Here is a 19,126-nt window from a genome sequence, read left to right as displayed (position 1 = left end):
CCGCCCTTTTCCCGGGGCGGCAGGGCCGCTTTCCTGACTGGGGCCATTCATGCTCAAACGGGTGCATTTCCCAACCTCGGCGCTGCCTTACCTGCTGGTCGCACCGCAAATCCTCATCACGCTGGTGTTCTTCATCTGGCCCGCCAGCCAGGCGATGTACCAGTCTTTCCTGATCGAAGACGCCTTTGGCCTTGGCACCGAATTTGTCTGGTTCGAGAATTTCGAAATCCTGTGGTCGGACAGCCATTACCTGGCCAGTTTTCAGCGCACCGCGGTGTTCTCATTGCTGGTGGCGGGGCTGTCGATGGGCGTGGCGCTCTTGCTGGCGGGCTTTGCCCAGCGGGTGGTGCGCGGCGCGATGTTCTACCGCACCCTGCTGATCTGGCCTTATGCGGTGGCGCCGGTTCTGGCCGGGGCGCTGTGGGTGTTCATGTTCAACCCGACCCTTGGCATCTTCCCCTATTTCCTGGAATTCGCGGGCATCACCTGGAACCACTACCTGAACGGCACCCAGGCGATGGCGCTGGTGATCCTGGCCGCGGCGTGGAAGCAGGTCGCCTATAATTTCCTGTTCTACCTTGCTGCCATGCAATCCATCCCGAATTCCGTGATCGAGGCCGCCGCAATCGACGGTGCAGGCCCCGCACGCCGGTTCTGGACCATCATCTTTCCGCTGATCTCGCCCACCACATTTTTCCTGCTGGTCATCAACATGGTCTACGCCTTTTTCGAGACCTTCGGCATCATCCATGCCGTCACCCAAGGCGGCCCCGGCACCTCGACCACCATTCTGGTCTACAAGGTTTTCAACGACGGCTTTGTCGGCCTCGACCTTGGCGGCTCGGCGGCTCAATCGGTGGTGCTGATGGTGCTGGTGATTGCGATGACCGTGGTCCAGTTCCGCTTTGTTGAAAGAAAGGTGGCATACTGATGGTTGAAAACCGCCCCCTGGTCGCTTTCCTGACCCATCTGGTGCTGGTGCTTGGCGTTCTGGCGATTGCCCTGCCGGTGTGGATCACCTTTGTCGCCTCCACCCATGACCAGCTGCGCATGAACCAGGCGCCGCTGCCGCTGTGGCCGGGGAATTACTTCCTTGAGAACATGAAACAGACCCTGTTCGGATCCGGCCTCAGCGGGACAGAGACCGCGCCGGTCTGGCTGATGCTGCTGAACTCCCTGGCGATGGCACTGATGATCTCCACTGGCAAGATCGCCATTTCGCTGCTGTCGGCCTTTGCCATCGTCTATTTCAAATTCCCGTTCCGCATGGGGTTTTTCTGGATGATCTTCATCACCCTGATGCTGCCGGTCGAAGTGCGGATCCTGCCCACGTTTGAGGTGGTCGCGAACCTGGGACTGCTGAACAGCTACTGGGGTTTGTCGATCCCGCTGATCGCCTCGGCCACCGCAACATTCATGTTCCGCCAGGTGTTCCTGACAGTGCCGGATGAGCTGCTTGAAAGCGCCCGTATCGACGGCGCCGGGCCGCTCAGGTTCTTCTTTGACATTCTGCTGCCCTTGTCGCGCACCAATATCGCGGCGCTGTTTGTGATCCTCTTCATCTTCGGCTGGAACCAGTACCTCTGGCCGCTTTTGATCACCACCGACACCTCGATGACCACCATCGTCATGTCGATCAAGCAGATGCTGGAGGCGGCCGAGCAAAGCCCGCAATGGAACATCATCATGACCACGGCCCTTCTGGCGATGATCCCGCCGGTGTTTGTGGTCATCGCAATGCAAAAGCTCTTTGTGCAGGGCTTGACGGAAACCGATAAGTAAGGCGCCCCGAAATGGCTGATATTCAACTCAAAGACCTGGTGAAATCCTACGGGCCTACCGAGGTGCTGCACCATGTCGCAGGCGACATCAACGATGGCGAATTCATCGTCATCGTCGGCCCCTCCGGCTGCGGCAAGTCCACGCTCTTGCGGATGGTGGCGGGGCTGGAAAGCGTCACCTCCGGCGAAATTTCCATCGGCGGGCGCCGGGTGAATGAGCTGGAACCCTCGGCGCGCGACATCGCCATGGTGTTCCAGAACTACGCGCTTTACCCGCATATGTCGGTGCGCCAGAACATGGCTTACGGGCTGAAAATCCGCAAACTGCCTAAAGAAGAGATCAACCGCCGCGTCGAAGAAGCCGCCGAGATCCTGGAGATCAGTCAGTACCTTGACCGCAAGCCGCGGCAGCTGTCGGGCGGCCAGCGCCAGCGCGTCGCCATGGGCCGCGCCATCGTGCGCGATCCGCAGGTGTTCCTGTTTGACGAGCCGCTTTCCAACCTTGATGCCAAGTTGCGGGTGCAGATGCGGCTGGAAATCCGCAAGCTGCAGCAACGGCTGGGGGTGACCTCGATCTATGTGACCCATGATCAGGTCGAGGCGATGACACTGGGCGACCGGCTGATGGTTCTGAACGGCGGCTATGTCGAGCAGTTCGGCACCCCGATAGAGCTGTATGACCATCCGGCTTCGGTGTTTGTGGCGGGCTTTATCGGCAGCCCGGCGATGAACTTCCTGCCTGCTGATCTGAACGCCGGCCGTGCCACCCTGCCCGATGGGGCGGTGCTGGCCGTGTCTTCCCGCAGCCACGGCGCCGTTACCCTTGGTCTGCGCCCCGAACACCTTACGGACGACCCCGCAGGCCCCATCGCGCTGGAGGTGGACCTGCTGGAGCAGCTGGGTGCCAACACCCTGATCCACGGGCACCTGCAGGGCACCGAACACACCCTGACCGCCAGCGTTCCGGGCCACGCGAACGACAGCATCGGCAGCACCCGCCGCTTCTCGGCCACGCCGGCGCTGACACATTTGTTCGATACCGCCTCCGGCAAGCGTCTGGCGGACTGATGGCCTTTCCGCAGATCCCTGCATTTACCGGCACGCCCGGGGTGATCCGGCTGATCGGCCACCGCGGCGCCCGCGGCGTGCTGCCGGAGAACACTATGGAAGGCTTTGAATTCACCCTGAAAACCGGGGTGGAGCTGTTGGAGCTGGACGTCACCGCCACCCGCGACGGCGTCGCGGTGATCACCCACAACCACCATCTGACCCGGTCGATGGTCCGCGATGGGAACGGCAACTGGCTGCAAGGCGCGGAACCCAAAGTTTCTGCCCTCAGCTTTGCGGACTTGCAGGATTACGATGTGGGCGGGCTGGATGGTGCCACCGCCTATGGCCGCCGGTTCCCGGATCAGGCTTTTCTGACCGGCCTGCGCATTCCCCGCCTTGCCTACCTGCTGGCGCTGCTGCAACAGCCGCAGCATCTGGGTGTGCATCTGCTGTTGGAAATCAAATCCGACCCCGATCTGCTGGGTGACACCGCCGCGCGCCAGGCGCTGGTCGAAGCCGTCGTTTCCGACGTCCGCGCCGCGCGCATGCAGCCCCGCACCGTGCTGCACAGTTTCGACTGGGATCTGCTGGCCCTCTGCCAGCGGATAGCGCCGGAAATGCCTGCCTCCTTCCTGACCCAACTGCCACAGAATGCCGCCGATGCGGGCGAGGATTCTTCCAAGGCGGTGAACCCGGTGGCGGGCTGCACCGTGCTGGACCTGCCGGATCGCGTTGCCGCGGCCGGGGGGCGGTTCTGGTGCCCCTATCTCCTGGACATCACGGCAGGGTCGCTGGCCCGCGCCCGCGATCTGGGGTTGGTGACGGTTGTTTGGACAGTGAATGAACCGCAGGACATCGAACGGATGATAACCCTCGGCGTGGATGCGATCTGCACAGACTACCCAGGGCGGGTGCAGCGGCAGCTGCTGATGCACGGCCTGCACTGGCACACCAAGTAAAAAAGCCGTTTCCCTTTGAGGGAAACGGCCAAAAATCAGTTCTTTACGGCTGAAACCCGCGCCGGATTTCAGCCTCTCTTTACCCGGAGGGTCACCCCAGAATACCGGGCAAGTTCAGCCCATGCTCGCGCGCGCAGTCCTTGGCAATGTCATATCCTGCATCCGCATGGCGCATGACCCCGGTTGCCGGATCGTTCCACAGAACGCGCCCGATGCGGCGCTCGGCGTCGTCACTGCCATCACAGCAGATCACCACGCCGGAATGCTGCGAAAAGCCCATGCCAACCCCGCCGCCATGGTGCAGCGACACCCAGGTCGCACCCGAAGCGGTGTTCAGCAGCGCATTCAGCAGCGGCCAGTCGGACACCGCGTCCGAGCCATCCAGCATCGATTCCGTTTCGCGGTTGGGCGACGCCACCGAGCCGCTATCCAGATGGTCACGGCCAATCACCACCGGCGCCGACAACTCACCCGTGCGGACCATTTCGTTGAACGCAAGGCCGGCCTTGTGGCGATCACCCAGGCCGATCCAGCAAATCCGCGCGGGCAGACCCTGGAATGCAATCCGTTCCTGCGCCATGTCCAGCCAGCGGTGCAGGCCTTCGTTCTCGGGGAACAGTTCTTTCATCTTGGCGTCGGTCTTCCGGATATCTTCCGGGTCACCCGACAGCGCGCACCAGCGGAACGGGCCGATGCCGCGGCAAAACAGCGGGCGGATATAGGCAGGCACGAAACCGGGGAAGTCAAAGGCGTTCTCCAGCCCCTCCTCCAGCGCCATCTGGCGGATGTTGTTGCCGTAATCCACCGTAGGCACGCCCATCGCGTGGAAATCGCACATCGCCTTGACCTGCACCTTCATCGAGGCGCGGGCGGCTTTCTCAACCGCTTTCTTGTCGCTCTCGCGGCGCTCTTTCCACTCGCCCATGGTCCAGCCCAGCGGCAGATAGCCGTTGACCGGATCATGCGCCGAGGTCTGGTCGGTCACGATATCGGGACGGATGCCGCCTGCTTCGGCGCGCTTCACCAGTTCCGGGAAAATCTCTGCCGCGTTGCCCAAGAGGCCCACGGATTTCGCCTCGCCCGCGGCGGTCCAGCGCTCGATCATTTCCAGCGCTTCGTCCAGGGTTTCAGCCTTTTCGTCCAGGTATTTGGTGCGCAGGCGGAAGTCGATCGAATCTGGGTTGCACTCCACCGCCAGGCAGGATGCCCCGGCGAATACCGCCGCCAAAGGCTGCGCGCCGCCCATGCCGCCAAGACCGCCGGTCAGGATCCACTTGCCGGTCAAATCGCCGCCGAAATGCTGGCGGCCGGCCTCGGCAAAGGTCTCGTAGGTGCCCTGCACGATGCCTTGGGTGCCGATGTAAATCCACGAACCGGCCGTCATCTGGCCGTACATCATCAGGCCCTTCTTATCGAGCTCGTTGAAGTGGTCCCAATTGGCCCAATGCGGCACCAGGTTGGAGTTGGCGATCAGCACCCGCGGCGCGTCCTTGTGGGTCTGGAACACGCCGACCGGCTTGCCGGACTGCACCATCAAGGTCTGGTCTTCCTCCAGGTTTTTCAGGGTCTCGACGATCAGGTCGAAATCCTGCCAGGTGCGCGCGGCGCGGCCGATGCCGCCGTAGACCACCAGCTCATGCGGGTTTTCGGCCACATCGGGATGCAGGTTGTTCATCATCATCCGCATCGGCGCTTCGGTCATCCAGGACTTGGCGGTGATTTCCGAACCGGTGGGCGGGAAGATGTCGCGGGTGTTCTTGCGGGGATCGCTCATGCCGAGGGCCTCCAGTTTTTGAGATCAGTCAGGATTTTGGTCAGATGGGTGCGCAGGTTGTCCGCGCGCTCCGGCAGATAGGTCCAGGGGGGGCTTTCCTGGCAATAGGTGGCCTGCGCCAGTTCCATTTGGATCGCGTGAAACCCATCCGAGGGTCGCCCGTAATGGCGGGTGGTCCAGCCGCCCTTGAAACGGCCGTTGAGGGTGGAGGTATAGCCCTCCGCCGCCTCGCAATGGGCCACGGTCAGCGCCTCGATGGCCGCATCGCAGGTCTGCCCCATGTTGGTGCCGACGTTGAAATCCGGCAGGCGGCCTTCGAACAGGAACGGAATGCCGCTGCGGATCGAGTGGCAGTCATAGAGGATGGCAAAGCCGTGGATCGCCTGCACCCGTTCCAGCTCTGCCGCCAGCGCGGTGTGATAAGGCACGTGATAGGCATCGCGGCGGCGGGCGATTTCGGCCTCATCCGGCTCCTTGCCCTCCTGCCAGATCGGCAGCCCGTCGAAATCCGTGAGCGGCACCAAAGTGGTGGTGTTTTGCCCCGGATAGAGACTGATACCCGCGGGATCGCGGTTCGCGTCGATCACATAACGGTGGATGGGAGTGCGGACCGTTGTGATGCCCTCCGCCAGCCCCGCGTAGAGGTCGTGAATGTGCCAGTCGGTATCAGCCAGCGCCCTGCCTGTCTCGTTCAGGCAGGCCCAGACCTCCGGCGGCACATCGGTGCCGGTGTGGGGCAAACCCAGCACCAGCGGCGACGCGCCTTGGGTCACCTCGATCATGCCGTCACCTTCACGCCCGCCGTATCCGCCACCCGGCCCGCGCGCACCATGGCGCTGGCGGATTCAATATCCGGCGCCAGATAGCGGTCCTCAGCCAGTGAAGGGATCTCCGCGCGCAGCATACCCAGCACATCCTGCAGGCGCGCGGAGGTTTGCAGCGGCGCACGTGCCTCCACCCCTTGCGCGGCACAGAGCATTTCAACGCCCAGGATCACCGACAGGTTGGCGTTCATCTTCGACAGCCGCAGCGCACCGTGGGCGGCCATCGACACGTGGTCCTCCTGGTTGGCGGAGGTCGGCGTCGAGTCGGTCACGCAGGGATTCGCCAGATGCTTGTTCTCGCTCATCAGCGCGGCGGTGGTCACCTCAGCAATCATGAAGCCCGAGTTCAGGCCCGGATCAGGCGTCAGGAACGGCGGCAGGTCGTGGCTGAGGGTCGGGTCCACCATCAGCGCCACCCGGCGCTGTGCAATCGCGCCGATTTCGGCGACGGCCAGCGCAATCTGGTCGGCGGCAAAGCCCACGTATTCGGCGTGGAAGTTTCCGCCCGAGACAATGCGCCCTTCGTTCACCAGCACCAGCGGATTGTCGGTGACAGCGTTGGCCTCGATCTCCAGTGTCTTGGCAGCCATCCGCAACACGTCCAGCGCCGCACCGACCACCTGCGGCTGGCAGCGGATGCAATAGGGATCCTGCACCCTTGTGTCGTCCTCGCGGTGGCTCTCGCGGATCTCGGAGCCGTCCATGATCCCGCGCATCTGTTGCGCAACGTCGATCTGCCCGGCATGGCCGCGCAGTGTGTGGATATCGGCGATCAGCGGCGCGGTGGAGCCCATAATCGCGTCCGTGCTCAGCGACGCGATTGCCATCGACGCCTCTGCCATGCGCCAGGCGTCAAACAGTCCGGCGAGCGCACAAGCGGTTGAAAACTGGGTGCCATTGATCAACCCCAAGCCCTCCTTGGGACCCAGCACAATCGGCTCTAACCCGGCCTTTTTCAGCGCATCCGCGCTGGACATGCGGGTGCCCTCGAACGTGGCTTCCCCTGCCCCGATCATCGCCGCCGCCATATGCGCCAGCGGCGCCAGATCGCCCGATGCGCCGACGGAGCCCTGCGACGGGATCACCGGCACCACGCCGCGTTCCAGCATCTGCTCGATCTGCTCAATCACCAGCCAGCGCACGCCAGAGGCGCCGCGGCCCATCGACAGCAGTTTCAGCGTCATCATCAGCCGGGTCTTGTCCTCCGGCAGCGCCTCCCCTACTCCGCAGCAATGCGAAAGGATCAGGTTGCGCTGCAGAGTAGCGGTGTCTTCCGGTGCGATCTTGGTCGAGGCCAGCTTGCCGAACCCGGTGTTGATGCCATAAACGGCGTCCTCACCCGCCGCAGCTTCCGCCACCATCTGCGCGGCGGCCTCCACCGGCTCACGGGCAGAGGCGTCCAGCTTGGCCGGGGTCAGGTTGCGGTAGATATCTTCCAGCGTGGACAGGGTCACTGTGCCCGGAACCATCTGAATCATCTCGATCATTGTTTGCCCTCATAGATACGGGTGTAAAGCGGGTTGAAGCCGATGCGGTAGGCAAGCTCGCCGGGCGTTTCCACGTCCCAGACCGCCAGATCGGCGCGCATGCCGGCGGCGATCTGACCGCGGTCCGTCAGCCCCAGCGCGCGGGCGGCATTGCAAGTGACGCCTGCCAGCGCCTCTTCCGGCGTCATGCGGAACAGGGTGCAGCCCATGTTCATTGTCAGGAGCAGCGAGGTCAGCGGCGAGGAGCCAGGATTGCAGTCCGTCGCCAGCGCCATCGGCACGCCATGGCTGCGGAAATGCTCAATCGGCGGCACCTGGGTTTCGCGTATGGTATAAAACGCACCGGGCAGGATCACCGCGACGGAACCCGCGGCGGCCATCGCCTTGGCGTCGTCCTCGGTGGCGTATTCCACGTGATCGACTGACAATGCACCGTATTGCGCGGCCAAAGCGGTGCCACCCTGATGGCTCAGCTGTTCGGCGTGTAGTTTTACTGGAAGGCCCAGCTCCTGTGCCACCTTGAACACCCGTTCGATCTGCGCGGGCGCAAAGGCGATGTTCTCGCAGAAGCCATCAACCGCATCGACCAGCCCCTCGGCATGGGCCGCACGCAAGGCGGGAATGCAGACCTCGTCTATATAGGCATCATCGCGGCCTTTGTATTCGCCGGGCGTGGCATGCGCGCCAAGGAAGGTGGTTTTCACGGTCACCGGGCGCAGTTCGCCCAGACGACGGGCGGCGCGCAGCATGTTCAGTTCGGTTTCGCGGTCCAGCCCATAGCCGGATTTCACCTCCACCACAGTCGCGCCCTCGGCGATCAACGCATCCAGCCGCGGCAGCGCGCCCTGCACCAGATCCCCAAGCGATGCGGTGCGGGTCGCGGATACGGTCGAGACGATACCGCCCCCTGCCCTTGCGATCTCTTCATAAGACGCACCATTCAGGCGCATCTCAAACTCCATCGCCCGGTTGCCGCCAAAGACGATATGGGTGTGGCAGTCAATCAGCCCCGGTGTCACCAGCCGTCCGCCCAGATCAACCTGTTCCCAGGAAAAATTGTCAGCTGACAATTTTTGCCGCGGACCGGCCCAGACAATCCTGCCGCCGGAGACCGCAACCGCGCCGTCCTCGATCAGCCCGTAAGGCGCGTCCGTCCCGGCCATGGTGGCCAGACGCGCGCCTGTCAGAACAAACTCCCCAGTCACAGAATCCCTAAGTCCCTTTACTGCCATTTCGGCAATAAACTACGGAATTAGGCTATTATGTCTAGTCATAAAATGAGGCAACTCTCCTGTCCTATCTACCCGCTTGCTGCGGGATCCGCGGGTGCAGATCGTCGATAATAACCGGATGCGCATGCGGGTGGCCGCCCTGCAGATGCGGATGGTCCGGCGGCAGATCGGGGTGGCTGTGCGCAACGGGGGATGCGCTGTCCTTGGGCCACAGGAAGTGCGCGGCGATCAGCCCCGCGGTTGCCAGGAGAGCCAAGGCCAGCATCGCCGCTCCCCCGCCCCAGGCGGCCATCAGCCAGGCCGACAGCGGGTAGAACAGCAGCCAGCAGGCATGCGACAGAGTGAACTGCGCGGCAAAGATCGCAGGCCGGTCCGCCGCATGGGCCGAGCGTGCCAGCAACCGCCCCGTGGGCGTCAGCACGGCTGAGTATCCCACGCCGATAACGGCCCAGGCAATTGCCAGCCGTGCAAACCCCAGCGGCGCAGCAAACAGGTTGAGCGACAGCACCGCAAGTGCGGCACTGCCCAGGGCGCCGCCCGCCAGCATCACCGTCCGGTCGGGGACCCGCTCCAGCAGCCGCGGCAGCAGCATGGCTGCCAGCATTGAGCCGCCCCCAAAGGCGGCCAGCGCCAAGGCAACCGCGCTTTCGCCCTGCCCCAGGCCTGCCCGCACCAGCACCACTGTGTTCACCAGCACCATCGCCGCCATCGCCGATACCACCCAATTCAATGCCAGCAGCCCGCGCAGCCGGGGTGTCCGCAGATAGTTCCGGATACCGCGGGTGGTGCGCTGCCAGACCGGCCGGGGCGCCTTCGGCGCAGGCGACGGCAGGGTGACCGACAGCAGCAGCAGCGCAGATCCCGCAAACCCCGCGGCAGTGCCCCAGAACAGTGTCGAGAAACTCACCAGAACCAGCAGTGCCGCTGCCAGCATCGGACTGACCAGGCTCTCCAGCTCATAGGCCATCCGCGACAGGGACAGCGCCTGCGTATAGTCCTTCTCCTCTGTCAGCACATCGGGGATCGAGGCCTGGAACGCAGGCGTGAATCCGGCAGAGGCGGACTGCAGCACAAAGATCAGCACATAGACTTGCCAGACTTCAGAGACAAACGGCAGGCAAACCGCAACTGCCATCCGCAGCAGATCCAGTGTGACCAGCATCTTTCGCCGGTTCACTTGTTCGGCCCAGGCGGCTGCGATGGGGGCAACAGTGACATAGGCCACCATCTTGATGGTGAGTGCTGTGCCCAGCACCAGCCCGGCGCGATCTCCGGCCAGATCATAGGCCAGCAGCCCCAACGCGACAGTGGCAAGGCCGGTGCCGGTCAACGCCACAATCTGGGCCAGGAATAGATGCCGGTAAGTCCGGTTGCGCAGGATAGAGAGCATGGAGCGGCGGGTTCCTTTCGCTTTGAAGATCCCGTCACTGTGGCCTTCCTGCGGTGGCGAAGGCAATGGATTGATTGGCCGTATCAGTGCGGCAAATGAGAAATTGTCAGCTGACAATTTCTGCAATGATGCCCGGGCCGGCGCCTAAAAAAACATGGGGGCCGGATTACCACGCGGTCGTTCTATGCCTGGAAACATCCCGCAGCCTGCCTCGCCGTGAATTCCAGCGGTAGGCAAAAATTGTCAGCTGACAATTTTGCCCCGAGGCATCAATGCAAGCTATTCCCTGCCGGGCTGTCTGGCAGAGCTTCTGCAGCAGAGGGAGACCAAATCCGGGCCTGAGCACACAAAGAAAACCCTACGGGCACCAAAATTGTCAGCTGACAATTTCTCTGCGATGGCTTGCCTGCAACAGCGCGTTCAGCATCGGCGCGGTAGAAAACTGACCCGTACGTGCCTTCTGTGCCAGCCGCCGCAGATAGGCGCCTGGGCTGCGGATAGTGCCGAGCTTTTCCAGGATGCACATCACTGCAGTAGCCGCCTCCTGACGGCCCATCGCTGCGCGGGCGTCGCTGAGGACAGGCATGTCGATGCCGATCATCGGTGAAAGATTCTCGGCTATGCGATCAGCATCCTGCCAATTGCGCAGACTGCCGGGGAAGTAGGTTTGCACTTCGGGGCAGGCACGACGGAGGGTCGCCAGCTCACTGTTTTTCTCTGCTGTGCTGTCCTCTGCGTTTGACCTTTGCGTCGGCTTTGAAAGCGGTTTGGTCTGCGCCTCTTCAGAGTCAGAATCTTTTTTTAATGAATCCTGTATGTGCCGCTCATTCTGGTCGCCGGGGCCGCTCAAAACGGGTGCAGGTAGATTGGGGACCGGTGGGCTTTCTTCGGGTGTACGGCTGGCAATTTCAATGCGCAGCGTGTCTGCCGCTTGGGTCAATTCGGCCTCGCAGGGTTTACGGCGCAGCAGTTTGCGCACGGCCTCCAGCAGCGCCTCTGCCGTGCCATCAGCCAGTTCCAGCAGGTCTTTCCGCAGCACGGCTACCCGGTCGCGCAGAACCGCCAGATGCTCGGCACGGGCCTTGGCATCCAGTGCTGCGTCAAAGATCCGGCTGGCGTGGCAGGCGAGGGGGGACAGATCAAAGCCAAAGGCCAGCGGCATGTCACTGCCGCTGCGGCGGGCATAGCGTTTGCGGTTGGGGCTGTTCTTCCGGCTGACAATACCCAGCCGGGTGAGGGTGGCCAGATGGCGGCGCAGGGTGCTTTCGGGCATCCCGTTCAGCCGCTCCATCAGTTTGCGGTTTGACGGGAACACGATTGCGCTGTCCGGTTCCGCAGGCAGCGCCCGGTCGGGGAAAAAGGTTAGCAGGGCCTTCAGCACACTCAGGGTGCGGTGGCTCAGTTCAAATTCCGCGGCGGCGTGCGTCAGCGCAGCCAGAAGGTCCCACTTGTCGTGAGTCCCCGCCAGCCGGCCGCACGGATGCTGCCGCCCAAATGCGATTTGGGACGTCTGTTCCATGTTAATTTCACGAAAGACAAAGAATTCCCGCCCCCATGCAGCGCATGGAGTTGACAGTGACGAGTCTGAAGGGCTATTCCAAAGGTGCTAAATCTGAGAACGGCCTTCTGGGATGTAATGTCCTGGGGGGCTTTTCTTTTGCCTGCTTACGTGCCTCCTGTCCTTAGTGTTTCTGCTCTTGCTCAGTCTTCCGGCTGCTCGGGCTGGTCTTGCTGCCAGCGGCCGTGAAGCTCTTCCATGATCTCTTCTGCATGGGCGTCGAACCAGGTGTCAAAGCCGGGCGTGTCCTTGGCAGAGATCGTCAGGGTAATACCTTTGGCGGTGGTTTTGATGCCCGCCACCTCAGCGCCGCCGTTGCCGGGCAGGGCGCGGACTTTCGGCGGGGCAGGGGCCGGTTCGGGTTCTTGCGGCACGTTCCGGGCATGTTTCAGAACCGCCTCGAACCGCCCGTCAGAGTCATAGGTCGTAAAGTCGGGCCGGTTCGTCCGGGTGATGGCCCGGGTCCGTGCCGGTGGATCGTCGAACAGCTTAACCAGCATCATCCAGCGGTCGCGGCCAATGCCGGGGGCTGAGCCGATCGTCCGCAGGAACGGCAAATCAAAGGCCGTGCCGACCTTGAGCATCCGCGACACCATCGGCAGGTCGATCGACAGTGCGGCGGCAATTGTCTGCCGTCCATAGCCATCCGCCTGCAACTGCGCCGCAAAGGCGGCCTTTTCAATGAAACTGAGGTCCTGGCGCGAGGTGTTTTCCTGGCCCTGGGCCATCACCAGCGCATGATCATCCAGCTGCCGCACCATCGCCTTGACCGGCTGGCCCAGCTCGCGCAGCGCCTTCAGGCGGCGGCGGCCATAGACGATTTCGAACCGCCCCTGTGTCTTGGGATGCGGGCGCAGCAGCACCGGCACCTGCTGGCCATAGGTCTGCAGGCTGTCCTTCAACTGGTTGAAAGCCGCCCCGTCCATGCCCAGGCGGTCCTCATAGCCCGCATCGTCGATCAGCGCGGTTTCGATCTCCTGCACCGCGCTTTCCTGCAGCTTGCTGAGAGAGGATTGCAGCGCCCCGACGGCGCCGCGCGGCATCATTTTGGGTTTCGGCCCGCCAGCGGATGCTGCGGGGGTGTTCAGGGCCGTGCTGAGAATGCCTTTGCGTGCCATCAACGCCTCCATGCGTGTTGAAGGAGCGATTCTATTTCATCGTTAACTTGATTCAGTGAATCGACCGCACGGTCATAGGTTGACCTGTGAAACTGGGATCTTTCCACCTCGTAAACGGTCTGCTGGGTCAGTCCTGCGTCGGAAATCGCGGTGGATTTCAGCATCGGGGCCACCATAACTTCTTCGCCGAACAGCTGCCGCATGAAGGCAACCACCTGTTGCTGCGGTCCGTCGTTGGGTTCGTACCGGTTGATCAGGAAGCGCAGGAAATCAAACTCCAGCGCGGCGCCGGCATTTGAGACCACATCCAGCAGTTCGGCTGACATCTGCAGGAACTGCGACATCGACGCGATGTCGAGCATGTTCGGCACCACGGTGATGATCACGCCGGTGGACGCACAAAGCGCCGACATGGTCAGATAGCCCAGCTGCGGCGGGCAGTCGAAGATGATCACGTCGTAATCCTTCTCGACCTCCTGCAATGCTGCGGCCATGCGCGAGAAAAACGCTGGTTGAACGTTGTTCAAAAGGGCTTGAGGCGTCTCATGCTCGAATTCCTGCAGGATCAGCCCGCCGGGGGCCAGATCCAGACCGCTGAAGTAAGTCTGCTGGATGATTTGGCGCAGGGGCAGGGGGTCTTCATAGCGGATTGCGTCATAAATCGTCCCTGTTTCAAGGAAATCGACCTCGGGCCGATAGCCGAAAAGCGTCGTCAAGGACGCCTGCGGGTCGATATCCACTGCCAGCACCCGGTAGCCTTTCAGCGCCAGACGCTGGGCGGTGTGGATGGACGAGGTGGTTTTGCCCGATCCGCCCTTGAAGTTCAGGAATGACAGCACCTGCACCTTGTCGCCGTCGCGGCGGCCGCGCAGATAGGTGCCGGGCGTTTTGGCCGCGGCATCCAGGATCTTGCGCATTTCCAGCAGATCAGCGGCGGAATAGTGGCGCCGCCCGCCCGGCGTGGTGTGTACCTCGGGCAGTTTGCCGTCAAAATGCAGCTTGCGCAGGAAACTGGAGGAAATGCCCAGCATTTCCGCCGCTTCGCCGGCGCTGAACAGACGCAATTCCTTCCTTGCATCCGGCGCGAAACTCGCCAGCATGTGGCTTTCGAGAGCCGCACTGAGGCTTTCCGCGTTTTCGCGGATTCGCTGATTGATGTGGAGTGCTACTGCCAACTGCTGCCCTCTCGATAGTAACGCTGTTTTGCGTCAGCGCTTTATTTATCGTTTCTATACGCAATGCGCACAGTGTTTTGCAATAGATTCCTTCATTTACAGGTTGCAGGCGGATGTCCGGGGTTTCTCACCGAAGGCCGGCTCTGTCCGTAAGTGATGGGTAATGTATTGAAATAAAACATTTAAATCAAGTTCTGCCAGACGTGGCCGGGAAATGCGCATTATCCGGCCCTCTTTGTAGATGATCCGTAGATGGCGCATAGGCTGAGTCGCGGCAGATCGGGGATTCCCCCGGTTTAGGCCCGAACAGGCGTTACTTAGGGTCTGATTTGAGGTCTGACAGGGTCGGAGAATCCGCCGCAAAGCAAGGCAGCAGCCTCCTGGCCGCTTCCGCCGGGCGGAGTGTCGGTTTTTGCAATCGCATTTCGTAATCCTGCAGGTGAAGCCCGGAAATTTCAGAAAAACTCTCCGTCAAAGGAGACCCTGCCATGACTGAGCAAGCCACTGCGACCCGTTCGCGCTCGGGCGGCCGCACCGCCCGCCGCGCCCTGCGCACCGCCCCGAAATTCGACATGCTGCCGGGCCTCACCCGCAAAATCCCCCTGTGCGAGGTAATGGACGGCGCCCAGGTTGAGATGATCGACAACGCCTCGATGGATATTCTGGAAAACGTAGGCGTCCAGTTCCGCGATCCCATCGCGCTGGAAGACTGGAAGCGCGCCGGCGCCAAGGTCGAGGGCGAGCTGGTCTATCTGGACCGCGGATTGGTACGGGAGCTGATTGCGACAATCCCCAGTGATTTCACCTATCACGCGCGCGACCCCAAGAAGAACCTGCGCCTGGGCGGCAAGCATTCGATGTTCATCCCGATGACCGGCGCGCCGTTCCTGCGCGATCTGGACGACGTGCGCCGCAATCCGATGATGGACGACCTGGCGATGTTCCACAAGCTGGCGCATATGATGCCGTCCTTGCACTCCTCGGCGCATCACATTGTGGAGCCCTATGATCACCCGATCAGCCAGCGGCATCTGCGGATCACCTATTCGTCGATGAAGTATTCCGACAAGACGTTCATGGGCATGACCACTTCGCCTAAGAACGCCGAGGATGTGCTGGACATGTGCGCGATCCTGTTCGGCGCGGATTTCATCGACAGCCACCCGGTGGTGACCGGCAATTGCAACGGCAACTCGCCGCTGGTCTGGGACGAAACCATGCTGGGCGCGATGCGCGCCTTTTGCCGCCGCAACCAGCCGGTGCTGTGCTCGCCGTTTGTGCTGGGCGGCGCCAATACGCCTGCCTCGGTCCCCGCCACCGTGGCGCAGCTGAACGCCGAGGCGCTGAGCGCGCTGGCCTATACCCAGGTGATCCGCAAGGGCGCGCCTGCGATCTATGGCCACTACCTGTCCACCGTCAGCATGAAGTCCGGCGCGCCGATGGCGGGGACGCCGGAAATCAGCCTGATGAACTTCATGATCGGCCAGATGGCGCGCTACTATGGCGTGCCGTGGCGGACCTCCAACACGCTGGGCGGGGCCAAGACGTTCGACGCGCAGGCCGGCTATGAGAGCGCCACCACACTGCAGGCGGTGATGCATGCCGGCGCCAACTATATCTGGCATTCGGCGGGCTGGAACGAGGCCGGGATGCATTGTTCCGTCGCCAAGTTCATCGTCGATGCCGAGCAATGCGCGATGGCCTACCGGATGGCAGAGGGGCCGAAATGGCATGACTTTGATCAGGCGCTGTCGGCGGTGCCGGATGTCGGGCCGGGCGGCCATTATCTGGGCCATCCGCATACCCAGGAGAATTTCCAGGAGGCGTTTTTTATGCCGGAGATGTTCGACAACAACTCGATCGAGCAATGGCAGGCCGAAGGCGGGGTTGAGATCACCGAACGCGCCCTGACCCGTGCCAAGAAGCTGCTGTCAGAATACCAGGAGCCGAAGCTGGACGAGGCCAGGAACGAAGAATTGCTGGACTACATCGCCCGGCGCGAACGCGAAATCCCCGCTGCGGATGAGCTGAACCAAAGCTACTGACCTTTCCCCCGACTGGCCCGCCCCGGCGATTAGCGGGCGGGCCTTTTTTCCAACAGGGCAAGCATATGAAAATTGCGGAAATCCATATTTATCAGCACGATCTGCCGGTGAAAAACGGCCCCTACACCATGGCCAACGCCGCGGTTTGGTCGCTGGACACAACGCTGGTGAAGCTGGTGGCGGACAACGGGTTGGAAGGCTGGGGCGAGACCTGTCCGGTTGGCCCCACTTACGCCGAATCCCACGCCGGCGGCGCCCGCGCAGCGCTGGCCGCGATGGCAGAGGGGCTGATTGGCGCCGAAATCGCACCCGTGACCCTGCACCGGCGCATGGACGGGCTGCTGAACGGACACAATTACGCCAAGGCCGCCATCGACATCGCCGCGCATGATCTCTTGGGCAAGCAGTTCGGCGTCAGCGTCTCAACCCTTTTGGGCGGTGCGGTCACCGACCGCGTGCCCTCCTACTATGCCACCGGCGTCGGCGCGCCCGATGATATCGCGCGGCTGGCTGCCGGGAAACTGGCCGAGGGCTATCCCCGCCTGCAGGTCAAGGTCGGCGGACGGCCTGTGGAACTGGACATTGAGACCATTCGCAAGGTCTGGGAACAGATTGGCGGTTCCGGCATGCGGCTGGCGGTGGACGGCAACCGCGGCTGGACCACGCGGGATGCGCTGCGCGTCAGCCGCGAATGCTCTGAGATCCCCTTTATCATGGAGCAGCCCTGCAACACGCTGGAAGACCTGCAGAAAATCCGCCCGCAGATCAGCCACGGCCTCTACATGGATGAAAACAGCACCAGCCTGAACACGGTGGTCACTGCCGCCGGCACCGGGCTGGTGGATGGGTTCGGCATGAAGGTGACACGGATTGGCGGCCTGCAGCCGATGCGCGCCTTCCGCGACATCTGCGAGGCCCGCAACCTGCCGCACACCTGCGACGACAGCTGGGGCGGCGATATCATTGCGGCGGCCTGCACCCATATCGGCGCCACCGTTAAGCCGGACCTGCTGGAGGGTGTCTGGCTGGCGGCCCCCTATATCGAGGGCAACTACGACGCGGAAAACGGTATCCGCATCGAGGGTGGCCATATCAGCGTCCCGCAAGGTCCCGGCCTCGGCATTACCCCGGACGAGAGCCTGTTCGGCGCGCCGGTGGCATCCTTTTGATTGGAGACAGAATTATGGAATTTCAGGGAAAATGCGCGCTGGTCACCGGCGCAGCAGGGGGCATCGGTGCCTCCATCGCGCAACGCCTGCGCGCCGCTGGCGCCAAGGTGGCGGTTGCCGACCGCGACACCAGCGGTATTGAGGCCGAAGCGCGTCTGCCCGGCGATCTGCTGGACGCGGATTATGCCAACACCCTGCCGCTGGCCGCCGCAGAGGCGCTTGGCGGGCTGGATATTGTCATCAACAACGCCGGCGTCATCACCCGCGGCCCGGTGACAGAGACCTCGGATGCCGACTGGGACCTGTCGATGGGCGTCAATGTGCAGGCGCCGTTCCGCATCTGCCGCGCCGCAATCCCGCTGATGGCGGAAACCGGCGGCGGCGCCATCGTTAACACCGCGTCCTGCTGGGGCGGCAAGGCTCCGGGGCCGAACCACGCGCTTTACTGCATGACCAAGGCGGCAATTGCCTCGCTGACCCAATGCATGGGGATGGACCATGCGCATCAGGGCATCCGCATCAACGCGGTCTGCCCGAATGAGGTGAACACCCCGATGCTGCGTTCGGGCTTTGCCAAACGCGGCTTTGATCCGGACTCGGCAGTAGCCGAGCTGGGCAAATCGGTGCCGCTGGGCCGGATTGCCGAGCCCGAGGATATCGCCGATGTGGTGCTGTTCCTCGCCTCGGACGCCGCCCGCTACATGTGCGGCGCGCTGGTTGAGGTGAACGGCGGGAAACCGGTGTCATGAGCCGGTTTGAAGGCAAGGTTGCGCTGGTCACCGGCGGCCGCAGCGGTATCGGTCAGGCCATCGCCCGCCGTCTGCGCGACGAGGGGGCGCGCGTCTTCACCGCGCAGCGCGGCACGGATGCAAATTTTGAGGGCATCGCCGCCGATTTCACCGACCCGGACAGCCCGGCGCAGGTCATCGCCGAGGCCGTCAACAGGGCAGGGCGCCTTGATGTGCTGGTCAACAACGCCGGCATGATGCAGGAGGCCCGGGTCGAGGACATGACCCTCGCCGACTGGCAACGCAATTTGACCGTGAACCTGACGGCACCCTTCCTGATGATCCAGGCCGCCCTGCCGCATCTGCGCAAATCCAAGGGCAGTATCGTCAACACCGGATCCATCGAAGGCCTGGGCAGTAATCCCGGCCACGCCGCCTATTGCGCCTCCAAGGCCGGGCTGCATGGCCTCACCCGCGCGGTGGCGGTGGATCACGGAGCGGAAGGCATCCGCTGCAACGCGGTGGCGCCGGGCTGGATTGACACCGAGCTGAACCTCGATTTCATCGGCGCCATGCCCGATCCAGAGGCCTTCCGCCGCGATATCGCCGGCATCCACCCGGTGGCCCGCACCGGCAAGCCGCAGGAAGTGGCGGCGCTGGTGGCTTTCCTGGCATCAGAGGACGCGGGCTTCATCACCGGCCAGGTCTATACCGTTGACGGCGGGCGAATGGCCAAGCTGAGCCTGCCTTGAACCAAAAGCCGGACCTTCAAGGCCCGGCCCCGCTTCATCTTTGCAAAAATACTCCGGGGGAGGCCGCAGGCCGGGGGCAGCGCC

At 62.8% G+C, this 19,126-nt stretch carries 16 protein-coding genes; 8 read left to right on the top strand and 8 right to left on the bottom strand.

The window, feature by feature from the left end:
* The first annotated feature begins 49 nt into the window (after positions 1 to 49).
* From ugpA to L1069_RS11285, 4 genes are read left to right on the top strand one after another with little or no spacing between them, the layout of a single operon-like run.
* Complete coding sequence (gene ugpA / locus L1069_RS11300) at positions 50 to 931, top strand: sn-glycerol-3-phosphate ABC transporter permease UgpA (protein WP_129373097.1); 882 nt, start codon at positions 50 to 52, stop codon at positions 929 to 931.
* A complete protein-coding gene (gene ugpE / locus L1069_RS11295; protein WP_237455736.1) occupies positions 931 to 1,782 on the top strand; it encodes a sn-glycerol-3-phosphate ABC transporter permease UgpE in 852 nt (283 codons plus the stop codon). The genes ugpA and ugpE overlap by 1 nt, the downstream gene beginning before the upstream one ends.
* 11 nt (positions 1,783 to 1,793) lie before the next feature.
* Positions 1,794 to 2,849, top strand: a complete 1,056-nt coding sequence (locus tag L1069_RS11290; RefSeq protein WP_237455735.1) for a sn-glycerol-3-phosphate import ATP-binding protein UgpC — start codon at positions 1,794 to 1,796, stop codon at positions 2,847 to 2,849.
* Complete coding sequence (locus L1069_RS11285; protein ID WP_237455734.1) at positions 2,849 to 3,790, top strand: glycerophosphodiester phosphodiesterase family protein; 942 nt, start codon at positions 2,849 to 2,851, stop codon at positions 3,788 to 3,790. Before L1069_RS11290 ends, L1069_RS11285 begins: the two co-directional genes overlap by 1 nt.
* Before the next feature lie 91 nt (positions 3,791 to 3,881).
* On the opposite strand, the gene hutU is transcribed toward L1069_RS11285, so the two are convergent.
* From hutU to repA, 8 genes are all read right to left on the bottom strand, one after another.
* Entirely contained in the window at positions 3,882 to 5,564 is a 1,683-nt protein-coding gene (gene hutU / locus L1069_RS11280) for a urocanate hydratase (RefSeq protein WP_237455733.1), read from the bottom strand.
* Positions 5,561 to 6,346 (bottom strand): N-formylglutamate deformylase, encoded by a 786-nt coding sequence (hutG, locus tag L1069_RS11275; protein WP_237455732.1) that lies wholly within the window; start codon positions 6,344 to 6,346, stop codon positions 5,561 to 5,563. Before hutG ends, hutU begins: the two co-directional genes overlap by 4 nt.
* Entirely contained in the window at positions 6,343 to 7,866 is a 1,524-nt protein-coding gene (hutH, locus tag L1069_RS11270; protein ID WP_237455770.1) for a histidine ammonia-lyase, read from the bottom strand. Before hutH ends, hutG begins: the two co-directional genes overlap by 4 nt.
* 5 nt (positions 7,867 to 7,871) lie before the next feature.
* Complete coding sequence (gene hutI, locus L1069_RS11265; protein ID WP_237455731.1) at positions 7,872 to 9,080, bottom strand: imidazolonepropionase; 1,209 nt, start codon at positions 9,078 to 9,080, stop codon at positions 7,872 to 7,874.
* A 91-nt stretch (positions 9,081 to 9,171) separates the two neighbouring features.
* Positions 9,172 to 10,497 (bottom strand): MFS transporter, encoded by a 1,326-nt coding sequence (locus L1069_RS11260; RefSeq protein WP_237455730.1) that lies wholly within the window; start codon positions 10,495 to 10,497, stop codon positions 9,172 to 9,174.
* A 376-nt stretch (positions 10,498 to 10,873) separates the two neighbouring features.
* Positions 10,874 to 12,016, bottom strand: a complete 1,143-nt coding sequence (gene repC, locus L1069_RS11255; protein WP_237455729.1) for a plasmid replication protein RepC — start codon at positions 12,014 to 12,016, stop codon at positions 10,874 to 10,876.
* A gap of 182 nt (positions 12,017 to 12,198) precedes the next feature.
* Positions 12,199 to 13,173 carry a plasmid partitioning protein RepB gene (repB, locus tag L1069_RS11250; RefSeq protein ID WP_237455728.1) on the bottom strand — a complete coding sequence of 325 codons (975 nt, stop codon included), beginning with the start codon at positions 13,171 to 13,173 and terminating at the stop codon, positions 12,199 to 12,201.
* A complete protein-coding gene (gene repA / locus L1069_RS11245) occupies positions 13,173 to 14,348 on the bottom strand; it encodes a plasmid partitioning protein RepA (RefSeq protein WP_129373086.1) in 1,176 nt (391 codons plus the stop codon). Before repA ends, repB begins: the two co-directional genes overlap by 1 nt.
* Before the next feature lie 488 nt (positions 14,349 to 14,836).
* Between repA and L1069_RS11240 the strand changes: the two genes are divergently transcribed.
* The 4 genes from L1069_RS11240 to L1069_RS11225 all read left to right on the top strand — a co-directional run bounded on the left by L1069_RS11240 (position 14,837) and on the right by L1069_RS11225 (position 19,042).
* Positions 14,837 to 16,393 carry a trimethylamine methyltransferase family protein gene (locus L1069_RS11240; RefSeq protein ID WP_237455727.1) on the top strand — a complete coding sequence of 519 codons (1,557 nt, stop codon included), beginning with the start codon at positions 14,837 to 14,839 and terminating at the stop codon, positions 16,391 to 16,393.
* 65 nt (positions 16,394 to 16,458) lie between these two features.
* Positions 16,459 to 17,562, top strand: coding sequence for a mandelate racemase/muconate lactonizing enzyme family protein (locus L1069_RS11235; RefSeq protein ID WP_237455726.1), 1,104 nt, complete (start codon positions 16,459 to 16,461; stop codon positions 17,560 to 17,562).
* A gap of 14 nt (positions 17,563 to 17,576) precedes the next feature.
* Positions 17,577 to 18,311, top strand: a complete 735-nt coding sequence (locus tag L1069_RS11230) for an SDR family oxidoreductase (RefSeq protein ID WP_237455725.1) — start codon at positions 17,577 to 17,579, stop codon at positions 18,309 to 18,311.
* Complete coding sequence (locus L1069_RS11225) at positions 18,308 to 19,042, top strand: SDR family oxidoreductase (protein ID WP_237455724.1); 735 nt, start codon at positions 18,308 to 18,310, stop codon at positions 19,040 to 19,042. Before L1069_RS11230 ends, L1069_RS11225 begins: the two co-directional genes overlap by 4 nt.
* Positions 19,043 to 19,126 lie beyond the last annotated feature (84 nt).

Source organism: Leisingera sp. MMG026 (assembly GCF_021654205.1).
Classification (GTDB): Bacteria; Pseudomonadota; Alphaproteobacteria; order Rhodobacterales; family Rhodobacteraceae; genus Leisingera.
The sequence above is the reverse complement of the archived record's forward strand: the minus strand, read 5'-3'. Positions and strand labels throughout refer to the sequence as shown.

Bases quoted from the DNA above. Each gene is read 5' to 3' on its own strand.
- ugpA (WP_129373097.1), top strand. From the start codon at position 50: ATGCTCAAACGGGTGCATTTCCCAACCTCGGCGCTGCCTTACCTGCTG.
- ugpE (WP_237455736.1), top strand. From the start codon at position 931: ATGGTTGAAAACCGCCCCCTGGTCGCTTTCCTGACCCATCTGGTGCTG.
- L1069_RS11290 (WP_237455735.1), top strand. From the start codon at position 1,794: ATGGCTGATATTCAACTCAAAGACCTGGTGAAATCCTACGGGCCTACC.
- L1069_RS11285 (WP_237455734.1), top strand. From the start codon at position 2,849: ATGGCCTTTCCGCAGATCCCTGCATTTACCGGCACGCCCGGGGTGATC.
- hutU (WP_237455733.1), bottom strand. From the start codon at position 5,564: ATGAGCGATCCCCGCAAGAACACCCGCGACATCTTCCCGCCCACCGGT.
- hutG (WP_237455732.1), bottom strand. From the start codon at position 6,346: ATGATCGAGGTGACCCAAGGCGCGTCGCCGCTGGTGCTGGGTTTGCCC.
- hutH (WP_237455770.1), bottom strand. From the start codon at position 7,866: ATGATTCAGATGGTTCCGGGCACAGTGACCCTGTCCACGCTGGAAGAT.
- L1069_RS11260 (WP_237455730.1), bottom strand. From the start codon at position 10,497: ATGCTCTCTATCCTGCGCAACCGGACTTACCGGCATCTATTCCTGGCC.
- repC (WP_237455729.1), bottom strand. From the start codon at position 12,016: ATGGAACAGACGTCCCAAATCGCATTTGGGCGGCAGCATCCGTGCGGC.
- repB (WP_237455728.1), bottom strand. From the start codon at position 13,173: ATGGCACGCAAAGGCATTCTCAGCACGGCCCTGAACACCCCCGCAGCA.
- L1069_RS11240 (WP_237455727.1), top strand. From the start codon at position 14,837: ATGACTGAGCAAGCCACTGCGACCCGTTCGCGCTCGGGCGGCCGCACC.
- L1069_RS11235 (WP_237455726.1), top strand. From the start codon at position 16,459: ATGAAAATTGCGGAAATCCATATTTATCAGCACGATCTGCCGGTGAAA.
- L1069_RS11230 (WP_237455725.1), top strand. From the start codon at position 17,577: ATGGAATTTCAGGGAAAATGCGCGCTGGTCACCGGCGCAGCAGGGGGC.
- L1069_RS11225 (WP_237455724.1), top strand. From the start codon at position 18,308: ATGAGCCGGTTTGAAGGCAAGGTTGCGCTGGTCACCGGCGGCCGCAGC.